The organism is Arthrobacter sp. NPDC057388 (assembly GCF_042668165.1).
Taxonomy (GTDB): domain Bacteria; phylum Actinomycetota; class Actinomycetes; order Actinomycetales; family Micrococcaceae; genus Arthrobacter.
Window position 1 is genome coordinate 1 of sequence record NZ_JBHVBL010000002.1, and the last position, 15206, is coordinate 15206.

The window sequence follows — 15206 nt, forward strand, 5'->3', positions numbered from 1 at the left end:
CGCCAATTCCGGCGCGGCCGCCTACCAGGCCAGACAACAGGCGGCACGCAATGACAACCACTTCACTGAAGGACGAACCAATGATGACCAGTCCCCAGCCCGTGCATGACAGGCAGCCGGACGCGGCTCCGGGCGCCGAACCACGCACCGCGGAGGGCAAGCGCAGCCTGCACCGTTCCATCCTCGGGTCCGCCCTGGGCAACGCCGTCGAATGGTTCGACTACGGCGTGTACGGCTACCTGACCATCTACATGGCCACCAACTTCTTCGGATCGAAGGAGGGCGACGGCGGCCTGGGGGTCACGCTGACCCTGGCCACCTTGGCGCTGTCCTTCCTGGTGCGGCCGCTGGGCGGACTGATCCTGGGACCGCTGGGTGACCGGGTGGGGAGGCAGAAGGTCATGGTGCTCACCGTGACGCTGATGACGCTGGCCACCGGTGCGATCGGCCTGCTGCCGACGCTGGATACGGTTGGCCTGCTGGCTCCGGTGCTGCTGCTGGTGTGCCGCCTGGTCCAGGGCTTCTCCGCCGGCGGCGAGTACGGCGGCGCGGCGGTCTACATGGCGGAGTCCTCCCCGGACCGGCGCCGCGGCTTCCTGGGCTCCTTCCTGGAGTTCGGCACCACTGTCGGGTTCATGCTGGCTGCCATCCTGTGCACCACGCTGATCGCGATCGTGGGTGACAGCGGGATGGAAGCTGGCTGGTGGCGGCTGCCGTTCCTGCTGACCATCCCGCTGGGCCTGACCGCGCTGTGGATTCGGACCCGGCTGGTGGAGGCGCCGGTGTTCTCCGAGGCTTCACAGCACAAGGAGACCATTAAGTCCCCGCTGCGGCACGTCCTGCGGAACAACTGGCGGCAGCTGCTGGTCCTGGCCGGTTTCGTGGTGCTGCTGAACGTGGCGTTCTACCTGATCCTGGGTTACATGCCGACGTATTTGAGCGGCCAGCTGGGGCACAGCACGGCACAGGGCAACTGGATGCTGGTGGCCATCATGGCCCTGATGCTGGTGGCCATTCCTCCGGTGGGCGCCCTGTCGGACCGGGTGGGGCGCAAGCCGCTGCTGCTCGTGGCTGCGGCCGGCTACATGCTCCTGTCCGTGCCTGCGGTGCTGCTGCTGGGCATGCAGAACCTGGTCCTGCAGTTCCTGGGCCTGGCCGTGCTGGGCTTGCTGCTGGTGATCCTCGTGGCCTCGGTGTCCTCGACTTTGCCGGCACTGTTCCCCACGGCTGTCCGCTACACCGGCTTTGCGATCGCCTACAACTTCTCCACGGCGTTTTTTGCGGGCCCCTCGCAGACCGTGGCCAACCAGCTGATTGAGTCAACAGGCAACCAGTTGGTGCCGGGATGGTACATGGCGCTTGCCGGCCTGATCGGACTGGTGAGTGTCTTGTGCATGCGCGAAACCGCGCAGGCCAGCCTCCGCGGCGAGGAGCTTCCGGGCGTGCCCGGTTCCGAAGGCCTGCCCAAGCGCAGCCACGTTGAGCTGAACCGCCGGGACGCCGAAGCACGGAGGGCGCGCGTCTAAAACTGCCTTACCCAACTGACTGGCAGTTGTCGTCGTTTTGAACCCTCAAAGCGACGGCAACTGCCAGCTACTTTTCTGGCAACTCGGCGCTTGACCGGTGGCGCCTGGGCCGAAACCGGCTACCGCTTGACCAGCGCGCCCGGAAGCTGCCCAAGCGACGTAATGGTGTAATCGGGCTTGGTGAAGTAGCCCGGGTAGGCGGCCCCCGAGCGGTTAATCCATGCGGTGACAAGCCCGGCCCGTGCGGCGCCATGGATATCCCAGGGATGGACCGCCGCCAGGAGCATGTGTTCCGGATCGGTGCCGCAGGCCGTCGCGGCATGGTCGTAAGCCGCGCGGGCAGGCTTCCAGGCGGGCCCGTCCTCGACCGAGAGCAGGCGGTCGAAGCTGTCCCGGATACCGGCAGCAGTGAAGAGTTTCTCCGCAACGTTGACTGAGCCGTTGGTCAGCGTCACGAGCCGGTACCCGGCAGTCTTCAGAGCGGACACCCCGTCGGGCACGTCCGGATGGAGGCCCAGGCCAGCCATGCCCTGCATGATGTGCTCCACGGCGGCGTCTGGCTCCATGTTCAGGTTGAAATCAACGAGCAACCCGCGCAGTGCCTCGGCTCCGATCTCCGCGAAAGCCTTGTTGTCGCCGGCCGCGGTGAGGGCGAAGCCGTCGCGGAGCAAAGTGGCGAACCACAGCTTGGCGAGCGACGCCGGGGCGCCGGTTTCGGCGAAGCGGTCGGCCAGCGGGGACATATCGGACAGGGTCTCGTTGACGTCGAAGACGATGACCGGGTGTTGGCGAGGCACGTGAGGGCTCCTTCTGCAGCGGTTGGGTCACGCCCAGTCTTGCGTGCGGAAAGCCCCGGCGGAAGGCCCCACGGGTCGCCCGCGCCGGGTTGCCAATAATGGCCGCCTGCGGACGGCTTCACGCGGCCACTTTTGGTAACAACGCTGGTTGAGCCTGTCGAAACCAGCTTGCTTATCGGCCGCTACCTTTGGCCGGGGGCGCTTTGGGCTGATCGGCACCAGGGCCGGTTCCGACGTCATTCCGTGTTTTGCCGTTGGCATTGCCAATACCCGGCGTCTCCCGGCCGCCCGCAGAAATTCCATTCGCAGGCCGGTTGTTGGAAGGCGGGTCATGTGCCGGCCGTTCCTTTGTAGGTGACGGCACCTCGGCAGCCGGGGAAGCTCCGGGCTGGGCCGGCATCCCGGTAACTGCGGCGTCCCGTCCGGTTGCCTTGCCATTCTGCGCCTGCCGTTCATGCGGAGGCTCCTGCGCGCCCTTCCGCCCTTCGCCTGCGGAACGTTCTGCTGTTGGCTCCGGGGCGGGCGCAGTTCCGGCAGGGGAGGGAAGTACGACGGCGGGCGGCGCGGGTGCGGGTGCCTTCGCAGGCTTGGGTGCCGGTGATGGTGACGACGGTGCTGGCTTCACCGGCGGGGGAGGGAAGAACGAGCTGACGATGCTGTCGATAGTTCCCTCGGCCTTGCTGCGCACGGTGTCATTTCCGGCCGCTGCCCCGCCGGCGACCCCGAGCGAGGCTGCTACAGCGAGCGTGGTGAAGATGACGCGCTTCCTCCCCGGGCGTTTGCGGGGCCAGTCTTCCAGACGGATCACGTCCGGCGTCGCTTGCTTACCCAGGAGCGCGGCGAGCTCTGCGGAAGGCTCGGGGACCTCAGCGGCCCGAAGGTTCCGAAGCTCCAGCAGCACAGCCCGCAGTTCGGCGTCGTCGGGAAGGCCCGCCTCGGCGAGCAGCCCGTCCACGCAGCGTTCGTCGTCGAGCCGGCGCTCTTCCTGCCACTTGTCCGCATTGGTCATGACGCGCCCTCTCTTAGTGAGTTCCGGAGTTTTCGGAGCCGGCACAGGGCTCGACGCTGGAGTTGCTTGATGGCTCCCGGGGATTTGCCCATGATTTCCGCCGTGGTTTCCAGGGACAGGTCCGCGACGATCCGCAGTGCGAGGACCTCCTGCTGGTCGGGTTGCAGCGTCCCGAGCAGCTCCTTCACGTTTGCGGTGGCCTCTTCTGCCAGGACCTGGTCTTCGGCGGACGGGTCACAGCGAGGGTCTGCATCGGGGTCGTAGCCTGTGGTCGCCGGGGCTTTGCTGCGGCGCCGATGCTCGTCCACATAGCGTGCGTGGGCGATCGAGAAGACCAGTGACTTGATTCCCGGCAGCCCGCCCCGCACGCCGGCCAGTTGGGGGTGCAGGGCGAGGAAGACCTCCTGCGTGGTGCCTTCCGGATCTTCCACGCCGCGCGAGCGGAGATAGCTCAGCACGGCAGGGGAGAACTCGCGGTAGGCAGCGCAAAAGACGCCCTCGTCGGACTGACCGGACGTCGTGGGATCACCCTTGACCTCTTGCATCCACCCCCCTGCCAGATGCCCATGCGCAGACATCGGTTGGACGGGCCCCCGGGCCGGGCCGAATATCTCGTCCCGGCCCGGGAGTCCCCCCAGCTGACAGGCTACCCGCGGCCGCCGGACTTGGCGTGCGAGTTGCCGGAGTGGTTGTGCGAGTTGCCGGACGGGTGGCCCTGACCGCTCCGCTGGCCCGGCGCGGCGCCCCGGCGCTCCTGCTGCACCTGACGCTCCTGCTCCACCTGCTGTTGCGGCTCCGCCTGCTGTTCTGTCTCCTGCTGGCCGGTCACTTCCTGGCCAGTCGACGTCTCGGCGGCATCGTCGTCGTCCGTGTCGCGCGCACCTGTGACGTCCGCGCAGTAGGAGACGATCCGGCTTTCACCGCCGGCGGCCTTGACGAGTGCGGCACGGGCTGTGGATGTGGCGCCCAGGCCGCCGTGACTGAAGGCATTGCAGAGCCCGAAGGCGGCCGGGCCAGTGGCGTCTGGTCCCGCGGCGGCGGAGCCGGGCGATGGTGCTGGTTCCTCAGACTCAGAGGGCGACGGGCTCGGGGTTTCCGTTTCCGTAGGAGACGGTTCCGGAGATTCGGACTCGGTCGCTGTGGGACTGGGCTCCGGAGATTCCGTTTCCGTTTCTGTAGGAGTCGGCTCCGGAGATTCGGACTCGGTGGCCGTCGGGTTGGGCTCCGGTGATTCAGTTTCGGTAGCAGTGGGGCTGGGCGACGGCGATTCCGCTTCCGCTACTGTGGGGCTGTCCTGCAGCGAAGCAGCGACGGCGGTGACTCCTGTTCCGCCTACCACCAACGCTCCGGCCGCCAGAACGGTTGCCGCCAGCTTGTTTCCGGTAAGGGTGAACAAAGACATGAGATGAGACCTTCCGTTGACGAAAAAACTTGCGTTCAACTTTGCGGTTTTTCCCCCCGCACTCTGTGGATCGAAAATCGGGTCACAAAGGTTACGGGTTTGGTCAAAAACTTTCTGGCCGCATCGAATCGGGTGTCGAGTCAGCCGTCTGCCTGCGCCCCGTTTACCGGAAGAGCATCTGGGTACCGTAACTCCATGCAGAAGATATCGATCGATGCCTTGGCCAAGCAGCAGCTCGAAGCTGCCGTCACCTCGACCAGCGGGCGGGCGGCCGACACCGTTTTTGGCGGGCACGAGAAGGTACTCCGCCAAACAGTGATCGCCATGAAGGCCGGGGTGCAGCACAGCGAGCACCTGAATCCAGGCGAGGCCACCCTGTTTGTCCTTCACGGTTGTATCCGGCTCGTGGTCGAGGATGCGTCCTGGCAGGGAAAGCCCGGGGACCTCCTAATCGTGCCGGACGGACTTTACAGCGTCGAAGCCGAGGAGGACTCCGCGTTTCTCTTCACCGTGGGCAAGACCGACGGCGGAACGGGAGCCTATGAAGGCTCCTAGCGGGCACAGAAGTCAGAAGGCGCCGGTTCAGGCGGCTGGCAGGACGTGGACGATGATGACCTGCACGTCCTTGGACCCGTCGTAACGGAGGTCGTAGTTCACCTCAACGCCCGGAGCGTGGCCAGAGGTGAGGGAAAATCCGCTCTTGCCTGAAGGGTCCGTCTCCGTGGAGCTGATCCAGCGTTCGGCGGATTCGCTGTCGATGCCGTAGCGCTGGACCCCGTCGCGGATGAGCCCGTAAAACTCCTCCCTGGATTCCGCCGTGAGGAAGTACGTGACTTGGCTGAAGTCCGTCCGGGTTTCCGCTGCAAGGAAGCGGATCCTGTCTGTCTTTGCTGTGATTTCTCCTGACGGTCCTTCAATCGTGAGGTCGATCTTGCCCTCACCGATCGTGTTGATCTCGGGTCCGAAGGTCTCCGTTGCACCAACCTTGACGGCAGTTTTCTCCAAGGTCCCGGAACGCATGTCCAGCCGGGCAACCTTGCTTGCCTCGATCTGCGCAACGCCGGCCGGGTCCAGGGTGGAGAAAGCGCCGGGCGCCAAAGTGGCAGTTGATGTGGGTTTTGCCGGCCCGCTGGTCACAACACACGATGGGAGCAGCAGTCCGACCGCCATCAGGGCGCCAGTTACGGCCAAGGTCCGGCCCCGGGCGCCCGCCATGGGCCGGTGAATGGACTTACGCAGTGCCGCGATATTCATGAGACCCCCAGCTTGTCACGTGAAAATTCCTTGACGGTTGGCAGCGGGCAGGTCAGCCCATCGGAAAGACGCCGATGAACCAGAACAGGGCAACGGCAAAGACAGCGAAGAAGGGAATCAGGCAACCCAGCGCCGTCCTTGTCTGAGTTGAGACGAGGAATGACTCGCTGGGGTTGGCGGGGTTGTAGGCAATCTCCACCTGCGATCCCGGCACTGGCTGCTCGACAGACGAGACATCGGATTTCCCTATGAACGGCCTACCGTGCAGATCGGTGAACTGGTACGTGGGAAAGAAGCGGCGGTTGCGGGTCATGTTGCCGGTGCCGCCACTCCAGCCGGCCCGGCTGCCGGTGACCATGGCCTGAACGCGGGGCCAATCAGCTGTCCGCTGTTCGTGTTGTCTGTTTTTCCGGATCGTGTGGATAAACGAGTAGACGGTCCCGGCAACAAACAATGCCCAGATGACGTACAGCACGATTTTCAAGAGAACCCCCAAAGCTCACTAAGCAGTATGTCAGCTTGGCGTAGCGTCACAAGCCAGAGCTCGGGTGAAAGACAATAAGTGGCAGCAATCCATGTTGCCAACGGAACCCAGCCGGCCCATCCTTCAGGAGACAGAAGACCCGATGAGAGTCACCACGACCACACTCGAAATGCTTTCGCCGCCGGCACACGAGGCACGGGCCTTTCCCGAGGAGGTCCGGCTGGACCGCGCGACCGGTGTTTCCCCTGAGTACGCGCGGTTCCTCTACGGGCTGGTCGGGGGTCCCTGGCACTGGACCGACCGGCTCGGCTGGTCCCGGCAGCAATGGGTCGATGAGCTCAGCGTCCCCGGCAGTGAGTTCTGGATCCTTTACGGCGAGGGCGTTCCACTCGGCTACGTGCACCTGCACCCCGTGACTGCCGGCGAGGGCACGGACGTGGAAATCCGTTACTTCGGGCTGGCGGAACGGGCCATCGGCCGCAGCCTCGGCGGATGCCTCCTCGAACACGGCATCCAGGCAGCCTGGTCACTTTCGGAGCGGTTCGAGCTGCCACCCGTCTCCCGTGTCTGGGTCCACACCTGCACTCTCGACGGACCCGCCGCCCTAGCCAACTACCAGGCCAGGGGGTTCGTCGTGGTCGCCGCGGAAAACGAAGAACAGGACATCGCAGAGCACCCTCTCGGGTCATGGATCTCAACGGGCGGACCTGCCGGCGCCGATCGCCCCTGAACCGTCCCTGTCCTGCTTCCCGACCTCGCCGCCCAATGGGACGGCCGCCCAACGGAACGGCGAACCAACGGAACGGCCGCCCCCGAAAGGACGGCCCGCCGTCGTACATTCTGGCTGGACAGCTAGAGTGCGTAAGCCTTCGGCAGCTTGGACCCGCGCTCCTGCATGAGGGTGCGCAGGCGGGTGGGGTAGTCGGTGATGATGCCGTCCACGCCCAGGTCCATCAGGTTGGCCATGTCCGCGGTGGTGTTCACGGTCCACGGGATGACGGGCAGGCCGAATTCGTGGGCTTCGGCGATCATCTGCGGCGTGACCGAGCGGTACGTGGGGGAGATGACGTCGTAGCCGAGTGCTTTGGCCGCCTTGGCCAGGGAGCCGTCGTAGTCGTCGATGTCGATGCCGCCGAGCTCCGGGGCGGCGCCGGGCTTGCCCACCTGCAGCCAGGCGTCGCCGCTGGAGAGTGCCACGAGCGGCAGCTGCGGGGCGATCTTCTTCGTGTAGTTCAGGGTGGACCAGTCGAACGACTGCACGGTGGTCCGGCCGGACATGCCAGCCATGTAGATCTCGGTGACCACGGCCTTGGTCAGCGCCACAGAACCTTCGCCGCCGGCCTGGCCGTCCTCCACCTTGGTCTCCACGTTGAAGCGGACCTTCTTGGCGCCGTACTCGTTCACCAGCGCGAAGACGTCCTTGAGCTCGGCGATGCGGTTGCCCTCGATGACCTGCTGCTCCGGGTAGCCGGCCAGCTGGGTGTAGCCGCAGTTCAGGGTCTTGACCTGGGCCAGCGACAGGTCCGCCACGCGGTCGCCGACGTATGGGAACTCGGGGTCGTTGGGCGTAGCGGGGGCGGTGTCGGTGCACTTGTTGGCCTGGATCGTGTCGTCGTGCCAGACGATGACCTTGCCGTCCTCGGTCAGGTGCGTGTCCAGCTCCAGCGTGCTCACGCCCAGCTTCAGCGAGTTGGCGAACGCCGCCAGTGACTCCTCGGTCCACTCGCCGCGGCCGCCGCGGTGCGACTGCAGGTCGAAGGAGCCGTTGCTCTCGTTGGTCTTTACAGCTGACGTTGCGGTGCCCGCAGCGTTCGACGACGGCGTGCCGGCCTCCGCGGCAGGTGCGGCGACGGCGGGGCTCGCCATGGCGGTTAAGAGCGCGACGGCGGCCGCAGCGGTCAGGACTTTACGCATTGTTGGGGTTCCTCCCGGAAGTCGGTGGTCGGCGCTGAGCCGCCGACCCGTTCACCCTAGGGAGGCCAGGTGGCCTGCTGTCTGCGGGCAGGTGGCGGTGAGGTTAACGGCATAGAGGGGACGTTTGGCAGGTTCCATCCGGCGCCTGTTCCAGCAAAATGGTGGGAGGAAAGGCAGGAGGCTCCACCATGACTGTTCTTGTTGCCTACTCAAGCGCGCTGGGTTCCACCCGCGAAATAGCCCAGCACATGGCCGCACGCATGGCGGATACTCTGGACGGGATCGAGTGCCGGTCCGTGGAGGAGGTCGGTTCCGTCTCCGGCTACGGGGCCGTTGTGGTCGGCAGTGCCATCCACAACCAGGCGTGGCTGCCGCCGGCCTTGGAGTTCCTCACCCGGCATGGCCCCGATTTGGCCAGCCGTCCGGTCTGGGCCTTCAGCGTGGGGATGTCCGACGGTCTGCCGAAGCTGTTCCGCGGGCGCGGCGCCGAGCTGCAGAAACAACGCCTGGAACAAACGCAGTTCCAGAACGTCCCGCTTCGCGGCCACGCCGTCTTCTCCGGCGTTTACGAGGCGAGCCAGTTATCGGCTCCGCTCCGGGCGCTGTTCCGGCTCACCGGCGGCCAGTTCGGAGACCTGCGCGACTGGTCGGCAATCGACGCCTGGACGGATCAGGTGGCAGCCGAACTCGCAAAACCGTCGGCATCACCGTCCTGAGGCAGTGCCCTGTTCGGGCCGGGGTGGCTTACGGCAGCCAGGCGGTGACAAAGCCGCCGCGGGACTGGTCTTGCCCGTGGGTGTCCTGGCCCCGGGTCTCCGGTCCGGCCTGCTCTGCTTGGGGCTGCTCTGCTTCGGGCGCGCCGACTCCAGCGTCAGTGGCTGGGTCCAGCGACAGCACCCTGCCGTACTTCGAACACAGGTCCTCCACGGAGCTGGCGTTGCACCGCCAGCCGGCCGCTTCGAGCAGTTCCACGGGGTCCGGCGGATCTGCCCGTGCCAGCAGCTGGCTCATGGGGAGGCCGGTTTTTTCGCTGAACTCACGCAGCTTGGTGTCCATGTCGTCGGTCTTGGGAATCGGTACGGCGCGCTCAATCACCGCCCGGGATCCCGACGACGACAACGCGGCTATTTCGCCCAGCGCCGCATGCTGGGCGGCGGCATCGAGGTACGGCAGCACGCCTTCGAGGACCCATGTCGTCGGCTGTCCGGGGTCGAAGCCAGTGGCGAGCAGCGGCTCCCGCCAAGGCAGTGACAGATCCGCGCCCAAAGGAATCACTTCGCAGCCAGGCTCCGCGGACAGCCGGCTCAAAACATGGGCCTTGAATTCCAGCACGTTGGCGCTGTCCAGCTCGAAGACCCTGGCGCCGGCAGGCCATGCCAGCCGGAACGCCCGGGTGTCGAGCCCGGCGCCCAGAACTACTGTCTGCAGGGTGGGGGAGCCGGACTGCAGGAAGTCGTCGATGAACCTGGTCCGCATTCCGATGTAGATGGAGGCCAGCAGGAGCGGCTGCTGCAGGGGAGCTGCCTCGGCCGGTTGAGCAGGCCAAACTGTCGGCAGGTCCAGGTGCGAGCGGGCGGCCACCACCAGGGCGGATGCGTAGGGATCGGCCACGAGCGGGTCGGGCCGGGACGCCTCGACGGCCCGGCCCGCCGCCACGGCCAGCGCGGTCAGCGGCAGCCCCTCGTCCTTGAGTTCTGTACTGCCGCCTGGCTCTGCCACGCTGTGCCCTCCCGATGCGCCGGACCGTTTTCGGCGAGCTTACTCCACGCCCGTCACGCCTGTGTGGGGCTGTCCCACCAGCCTTCCCAGGGTGCGGAAGTGAGTTTGCCCTGGGGGAATTCACTGGCCGGCCCGGTCTCACCAAATGATGAATTTCCGTTTGCCAGCGACGAAGTGAAAAACAGGTTCAAGGTGTTCCAAAGCACGGCAGCTGTTTCCTTTCAGTTGACCTGTGGGTGACCCTCTCTCAGGTAGGAATTAGCGTAGCCATGGCATGTTTCAGCGCGTCGCTCCAAGGTTTCGTTCTTGTATCCGTCTGCTCACACGGCAATTCTGGAGACGTGGAACCGTCAGGCCAGGAGCATCTGGACGGTGTTGCGCAGCGTGAAGGCCACCAGGGTGTCCTCGAGCTCGGCAACCTTGTCGCAGAAGATCTCCGGGCAGTACCAGCCCTCGTAGCCGGTGGCCTTGCACGCGTCGATCCACTCCTGCAGCGGGATGTTGCCCGCGCCGGTCCAGACGTTCCGGGAGATGGACTGGTCGGGAACTTCGCCCGGCGGGACGTGCAGGCCGTCGCACACGTGGACGGCGGCGATCAGGTCCGAAGGGAGGGCGGCGATGTCCTCGGGGGTGTCGCCGGAGGCCCAGAAATGCCAGAAGTCCACGCACAGCTTCGCGTTGGGCCGGTCGATGGTTTCAAAGATCTGCAGCGCCTGGCTCACACGGTTGATGGGGGACCAGGCCAGCGGCTCCAGGTACAGGCTGACGCCGTGGTCGGCGGCGATGTCCGCGGCCAGGGCGACCCGGCGGGCGGTATCGGCGAGGGCATCCTTGTCTGCCATGCCCAGGGCGCCGCGGAAGCGGAGGTCGTCGTCGCCGAGGGACCCGGCGCGGAACTCCTTGACCACCCGCACGTCGACGGGTCCGGTGCACATCTGCACGAACGGGGCACCCACAATGCCGGCCACCCCGGAGAGTCGGACGGCGTCGCGCTTGAATTCCTCGTCCGGGGCTTCCTGGATGGCGCCGACGCCGGAGACCGGGAAGCCGTCCAGCAGCGGCAGCAGGTCATGCCCGGTGTAGCCCGCGTCGAGGAAGCGGAACAGCTTGGGCGTCTGGAGTTCGACGGCGTCATAGCCTGCCGCTTTGGCCACGGCAATGTCGCGGCTGGTGGTTCCGTGGAACGCCGCTGTCGAATTCATTGAAATCTTCATGTTTCCCCTTTAGAAGTGCATGACTGGAGTGCGTGACCGGGTGCCGCCGTAACGCCGGTGTCCCCGCCCGCCGTCGTAAATTTCCGCCCAAGGGCAAAAGCGCACGGCGAGCTACCCAAGAACTTTGTAAGTTTGTCAGCACATATCCGGGGAGTCAATGACCGGAATTAAGGGGTCCCGGGCCAGCCGTCCCGCCGGTGCCTGTGGTGGTTGGAATAGTGTTCGAACACTTCGGACGACGTCGTCCCCGCGTGGCCGAATCTGCCTTGGAGGACCTTGGCGAGATCCTCCAGCGCCGCCTCCAGCATCCGCCCGGCGAACTGCAGGTCGGGGTGGTCGCTGGCCCTGGCTTCGGAGGCGAGCTCCTGCGCGTAGGTCACCGTGGCCGGCAGGGAGCCCCTCTGCTCGACTTCCTGGAAATAGTACGTTTCGTGGAAGGCAAGCAGATCGATGCTGACGGCGGCCACGCTGCCGGCCAGCGATTCGAGCAGCCCGGCGGCGTGGCCCGCGTCCATTGAGAACGGATTGCCGGGAGTGGCTGCTTCCCGGAAAAGGTTCAGTTGGTGGGCAAGGGCACGGCGGCGGTTCAGGGCTGGGTACATCTGCAGGATCCAGGACACCGTGGCCGTCAGCAGGCCGAAGCCCGTGACGGCCTGGGCGGCCGAGATCAGCCTCAGCAGGGGGTAGCCCGCCACGACTTCCCCGAATCCGACAGTGGACAGGGTCACCATGGAGACGTAGACCGCCTCGAGGAAATCCGCCTGCCGCGGGACCCCGTCACCGTAGATGAAACCCTCGGGCAGGTGAGGAAGGTACAACAGCGCCCAGCCCAGGATGGCCATGCCGGCCCAGGCGAAGATGACGGCAGCCATGGCCACAGGGGCCGCGATGGAGGAGGCACCTCCCCTGGTGAGGCGGGAGAGGCTCCAGCAGGCGTGCATGATGGTCCTGCACACCGGACCGGAGCCGTGCGGATAGAGCAGTGTGTGGAAGACATCGACGAACATCAGCAGAATCAGCCCGGCCCCCGCCACGGTCCACACGACGTCCCAGAAGTCCATGCCCCATCATAGGATCCCGGCACTCCGCGGGGCTCTGGGAACACCTCTGCCGGAACGCCTCAGGCCAGCAGCTTCGCCACGAGTTCACCGCGGCTGCCCACGCCGACCTTCTCGAAGAGGGCTTTCAGGTGGTCGTGCACCGTGTAGGGGGAGATGAACAGGCGGCTGGCCATCTCCGCTGTCGTCGCTCCGGCGATGACCTCCAGGCACACGTCGCGCTCTCGGGAGGTGGCGCCGTATGCGGCGAGCAGCAGGCTGACGAGGTCGTGGGTGGTGACCGGCTCCACCTTGACCACCATCTGCCCGGGATCGTCCCCGGTGATGAGGCGGCTGGCCTGGAGCACCACCCAGTTGTTGCTGGCGTCGCGCATCCTCCCGCGCGCGGTGCCGGAGGGTGCCGCCCGGGCCCCTGCCACCACGCCGTACAGGACCATGCTGAACCGGCCGGGTGCCGCGTCCTCGAGCTCGGCCAGCCAGGAGGCCGCCGCTGACGTGCCGGCACGCAGCTCGCCGCGCGGACCCACCAGCACGATCACCGGACCCTCGGCCGTCCGCTGCACCGCACCACCGGAGCGCTGCCCTGCACCACCGGAGCGCCCGGAGTGCCCGGCCCCGCTCCGCCCGGACGGCAATCCGGCTGGCCGCGGCCAGGGTCGCCGTGAGCGCTCCGAGGAACTCCACCTCGCGGTCCGTGAAGTCCTGGCCCTGCCCGCGGAACAGGCTGCCGACTCCCCAGCAGGCCTCGTCCACGCGGAAGGCCGCCCGCAGTTCGTGCTCCAGGCCCTGCGGGCGCAGGAGGTCGTTCAGGCGGACGCTGCGGACCACGTCGCGGTGCGCAGCGTCGGAGATCCGGGCCACCGGGCGCGGACGGAGCACCAGCTGGGTGAAGGTGTTTGGCTCAGAGCCCGTGTATTCGGATTCGGCGAAGCGCAGCGCGTACTCCTCCGGCACCGGCCAGTCGTGCCAGTTGGTCACCGAGGTCATGGCCATGGTTCCGGGGTCGACGCCGGCCCAGCAGGCCTGCTCGAACGGCACTACTTGCTGCACGGCGGCCTGCGCCGAGGCATGCAGCTCGGCCACACCCAAACCGCTCGCCGCCAGCGCCGCAATCTCACGCCGGACACGCTCCGCGCGTTCCTCCCACATACGTCCAGTATCCGTCCGCTGCCGTCCGCGGCAATCCCCTCGGAAGGGGATACCGCAAAGCAGCCCAAGCCCCGGCGCCGGGGATGGGTGCCCGCGGGCCGCCGTCGTACTGTTCGATCAGGGGCACCAAGCACCCTTTCTTCTACTCACCGGAGCCGAGCACCATGGGCCACTCACGCAACAGGAACCGGCGATGAACGCCGTGGCGCAGGTTTTCGCGCTGCTGGCTGCGCTGATCTACATTCTGGTGTTCCCGCTGGAGAGCTTCCTCATGCGCTACCCGGCGGTGCAGAAATTCCTGAGCACCCCGGCGCAGAACGTGCCTGCCGTGATGATGTGGGCCATCCCCACCGGGTTCCGGAACCTCCTCATTGGCCTCGGCGCGGTCGCGGGGGTGGTGGCCGCGAACATGGGATACCCCGTGGTGGCCCACACGCTGGTCATCTACTGCTGCGCGAACATGGTGCTCAGCGGCGCCACCATGGGACTGGCCGACTGGCTGGGGCACTACCCGAAAAAGGGGGACAGCGTGCCGGGGACCCTCGCCTCGACGGTGCCGGCCCTGCTCGCACTGGTCGCCCTGGCGTTCTGACCGGAAGGTCTAGTGCCGCTCGGGCGCCCACGAACTCCAGGAACTGAGCAGCGCCAGCCCGGCGGCCACCGCGGCGCTCAGCACCACGGCGCCCAGCCACAGCGAGACGGGCCAGCGGATCGCATCCGTCACGGCGAACGCCACCAGCTGTCCAGTCCAGATGAGCGCCGCGATCCCGGCGGTGACGGCGGGCAGCCCCCTCCCCGGCCAGGAGTCCGGGAGCTGGGTCAGCAGCAGGTCGGCGACGACGGCGGCAACGGTCGCACCCGCGGCGCCGGAAATCGAATAGGCGTGCAGGCCCACCATCACCACGGGCAGCCAGGCCGCCGCCACCACCAGCAGGGTGACGATGCCGCGGACCGGGCGCCGGGCCGTGGACAGCGTGAAGAGGAACGGCGCGATGATCAGCGCGGTGGTCAGGAAGTAGCTCGCCAGGGTGATCACCACGGGCAGCTCCGCCTGGATGCGGCCGGGGGTGCCCACCGGCGACGGCACGAACACGGCCGTCGGCCCGGGCCGTACGAACGCCGAGCAGTACACCAGGAAGAACGCCCCCAGCCCGGTCATGAGGACGACGGCGAAGATCGCCGCCGGGGTCAGGCCGGCGTTCCCGGGATGCTGCAGTCCGGCCGGCTTGCCGGCGGCGCGGGCGCTCCGGACGGCGGTGCCCAGGATGAGGAACTGGCTGAAACCAAGGAGCAGGTGGGTGGGGCTGACCAGCGCGTCCAGCGAAACCTCGATGCCGAGGAGCTCGTGCCACAGCAGGTCCAGGCCGCCGGCGGTGCCGAACAGGATCACGCCCGCGGCGGTGCCGCGGTAGCCCGGCGGAACTGCCTGCAGCAGCGGCTGCCCGGGCTTGCGGTTGCGCCAGATCACGACGGCGGTCCACGCCGCCGTGGCCAGCATGCCGGAGTAGAGGGCGGCGTGCCACGGGGTGAAGAACGTCTCGAGGCCGGGCAGGTTGATGTGCGCCCAGCCGTCGAGGAAGACGGCCAGCACCAGCCACAGGCCCAGGAGCTCTGTAATCAGGTCGCGGCGGCTGTCAGTGCTGGTGCTGTGCGCAGTCTCGAGCATCGTTGCCCACCTCC

17 protein-coding genes are annotated in these 15206 nt (G+C 66.9%); 5 read left to right on the forward strand and 12 right to left on the reverse strand.

The features are described 5' to 3' along the window. The first annotated feature begins 80 nt into the window (after nucleotides 1-80). Complete coding sequence (locus ACFUTU_RS01065; protein ID WP_377959926.1) at nucleotides 81-1526, forward strand: MFS transporter; 1446 nt, start codon at nucleotides 81-83, stop codon at nucleotides 1524-1526. Nucleotides 1527-1645: 119 nt separating this feature from the next. Here the strand turns inward: ACFUTU_RS01065 and ACFUTU_RS01070 are convergent, their stop codons facing one another. The 4 genes from ACFUTU_RS01070 to ACFUTU_RS01085 all read right to left on the reverse strand — a co-directional run bounded on the left by ACFUTU_RS01070 (nucleotide 1646) and on the right by ACFUTU_RS01085 (nucleotide 4734). Next, the gene (locus tag ACFUTU_RS01070; RefSeq protein WP_377959927.1) at nucleotides 1646-2323 is read right to left on the reverse strand and encodes a haloacid dehalogenase type II; all 678 of its coding nucleotides are present in this window, start codon (nucleotides 2321-2323) and stop codon (nucleotides 1646-1648) included. Between the two features lie 172 nt (nucleotides 2324-2495). After that, nucleotides 2496-3332 (reverse strand): hypothetical protein, encoded by an 837-nt coding sequence (locus tag ACFUTU_RS01075; protein WP_377959928.1) that lies wholly within the window; start codon nucleotides 3330-3332, stop codon nucleotides 2496-2498. Then, on the reverse strand, nucleotides 3329-3877 hold the full coding sequence (locus tag ACFUTU_RS01080) for an RNA polymerase sigma factor (protein ID WP_377959929.1): 549 nt from the start codon (nucleotides 3875-3877) through the stop codon (nucleotides 3329-3331). The genes ACFUTU_RS01075 and ACFUTU_RS01080 overlap by 4 nt, the downstream gene beginning before the upstream one ends. 101 nt (nucleotides 3878-3978) lie before the next feature. Continuing rightward, the gene (locus ACFUTU_RS01085; protein WP_377959930.1) at nucleotides 3979-4734 is read right to left on the reverse strand and encodes a hypothetical protein; all 756 of its coding nucleotides are present in this window, start codon (nucleotides 4732-4734) and stop codon (nucleotides 3979-3981) included. A gap of 195 nt (nucleotides 4735-4929) precedes the next feature. On the opposite strand from ACFUTU_RS01085, the gene ACFUTU_RS01090 reads away from it, so the two are divergent. After that, complete coding sequence (locus ACFUTU_RS01090; RefSeq protein ID WP_377959931.1) at nucleotides 4930-5289, forward strand: LuxR family transcriptional regulator; 360 nt, start codon at nucleotides 4930-4932, stop codon at nucleotides 5287-5289. Nucleotides 5290-5316: 27 nt separating this feature from the next. On the opposite strand, the gene ACFUTU_RS01095 is transcribed toward ACFUTU_RS01090, so the two are convergent. Further along, complete coding sequence (locus ACFUTU_RS01095) at nucleotides 5317-5988, reverse strand: hypothetical protein (RefSeq protein WP_377959932.1); 672 nt, start codon at nucleotides 5986-5988, stop codon at nucleotides 5317-5319. Between the two features lie 52 nt (nucleotides 5989-6040). After that, nucleotides 6041-6463: a DUF3592 domain-containing protein gene (locus ACFUTU_RS01100; RefSeq protein WP_377960093.1), complete on the reverse strand. Its 423-nt coding sequence runs from the start codon at nucleotides 6461-6463 to the stop codon at nucleotides 6041-6043. A gap of 151 nt (nucleotides 6464-6614) precedes the next feature. Here ACFUTU_RS01100 and ACFUTU_RS01105 point away from each other — a divergent pair, with 151 nt between their 5' ends. After that, nucleotides 6615-7202, forward strand: a complete 588-nt coding sequence (locus ACFUTU_RS01105) for a GNAT family N-acetyltransferase (RefSeq protein ID WP_377959933.1) — start codon at nucleotides 6615-6617, stop codon at nucleotides 7200-7202. Nucleotides 7203-7324: 122 nt separating this feature from the next. Here the strand turns inward: ACFUTU_RS01105 and ACFUTU_RS01110 are convergent, their stop codons facing one another. Further along, entirely contained in the window at nucleotides 7325-8386 is a 1062-nt protein-coding gene (locus ACFUTU_RS01110) for a glycerophosphodiester phosphodiesterase family protein (protein WP_377959934.1), read from the reverse strand. Between the two features lie 188 nt (nucleotides 8387-8574). On the opposite strand from ACFUTU_RS01110, the gene ACFUTU_RS01115 reads away from it, so the two are divergent. Further along, entirely contained in the window at nucleotides 8575-9102 is a 528-nt protein-coding gene (locus tag ACFUTU_RS01115) for a flavodoxin domain-containing protein (protein WP_377959935.1), read from the forward strand. A 28-nt stretch (nucleotides 9103-9130) separates the two neighbouring features. Here ACFUTU_RS01115 and ACFUTU_RS01120 read toward each other — a convergent pair whose 3' ends face one another. The 4 genes from ACFUTU_RS01120 to ACFUTU_RS01135 form a co-directional block, all read right to left on the reverse strand. Next, nucleotides 9131-10105 carry an SAM-dependent methyltransferase gene (locus tag ACFUTU_RS01120; protein WP_377959936.1) on the reverse strand — a complete coding sequence of 325 codons (975 nt, stop codon included), beginning with the start codon at nucleotides 10103-10105 and terminating at the stop codon, nucleotides 9131-9133. Between the two features lie 350 nt (nucleotides 10106-10455). Then, nucleotides 10456-11307, reverse strand: a complete 852-nt coding sequence (locus ACFUTU_RS01125) for a sugar phosphate isomerase/epimerase family protein (RefSeq protein ID WP_377959937.1) — start codon at nucleotides 11305-11307, stop codon at nucleotides 10456-10458. A 179-nt stretch (nucleotides 11308-11486) separates the two neighbouring features. Beyond that, complete coding sequence (locus ACFUTU_RS01130) at nucleotides 11487-12380, reverse strand: potassium channel family protein (protein ID WP_377959938.1); 894 nt, start codon at nucleotides 12378-12380, stop codon at nucleotides 11487-11489. Nucleotides 12381-12439: 59 nt separating this feature from the next. Beyond that, the gene (locus ACFUTU_RS01135; RefSeq protein ID WP_377959939.1) at nucleotides 12440-12940 is read right to left on the reverse strand and encodes a helix-turn-helix transcriptional regulator; all 501 of its coding nucleotides are present in this window, start codon (nucleotides 12938-12940) and stop codon (nucleotides 12440-12442) included. Between the two features lie 779 nt (nucleotides 12941-13719). On the opposite strand from ACFUTU_RS01135, the gene ACFUTU_RS01140 reads away from it, so the two are divergent. Next, nucleotides 13720-14118 carry a DUF1304 domain-containing protein gene (locus ACFUTU_RS01140; protein ID WP_377959940.1) on the forward strand — a complete coding sequence of 133 codons (399 nt, stop codon included), beginning with the start codon at nucleotides 13720-13722 and terminating at the stop codon, nucleotides 14116-14118. Nucleotides 14119-14127: 9 nt separating this feature from the next. Here the strand turns inward: ACFUTU_RS01140 and ACFUTU_RS01145 are convergent, their stop codons facing one another. After that, nucleotides 14128-15192 (reverse strand): hypothetical protein, encoded by a 1065-nt coding sequence (locus ACFUTU_RS01145; RefSeq protein ID WP_377959941.1) that lies wholly within the window; start codon nucleotides 15190-15192, stop codon nucleotides 14128-14130. Nucleotides 15193-15206: the final 14 nt, after the last annotated feature.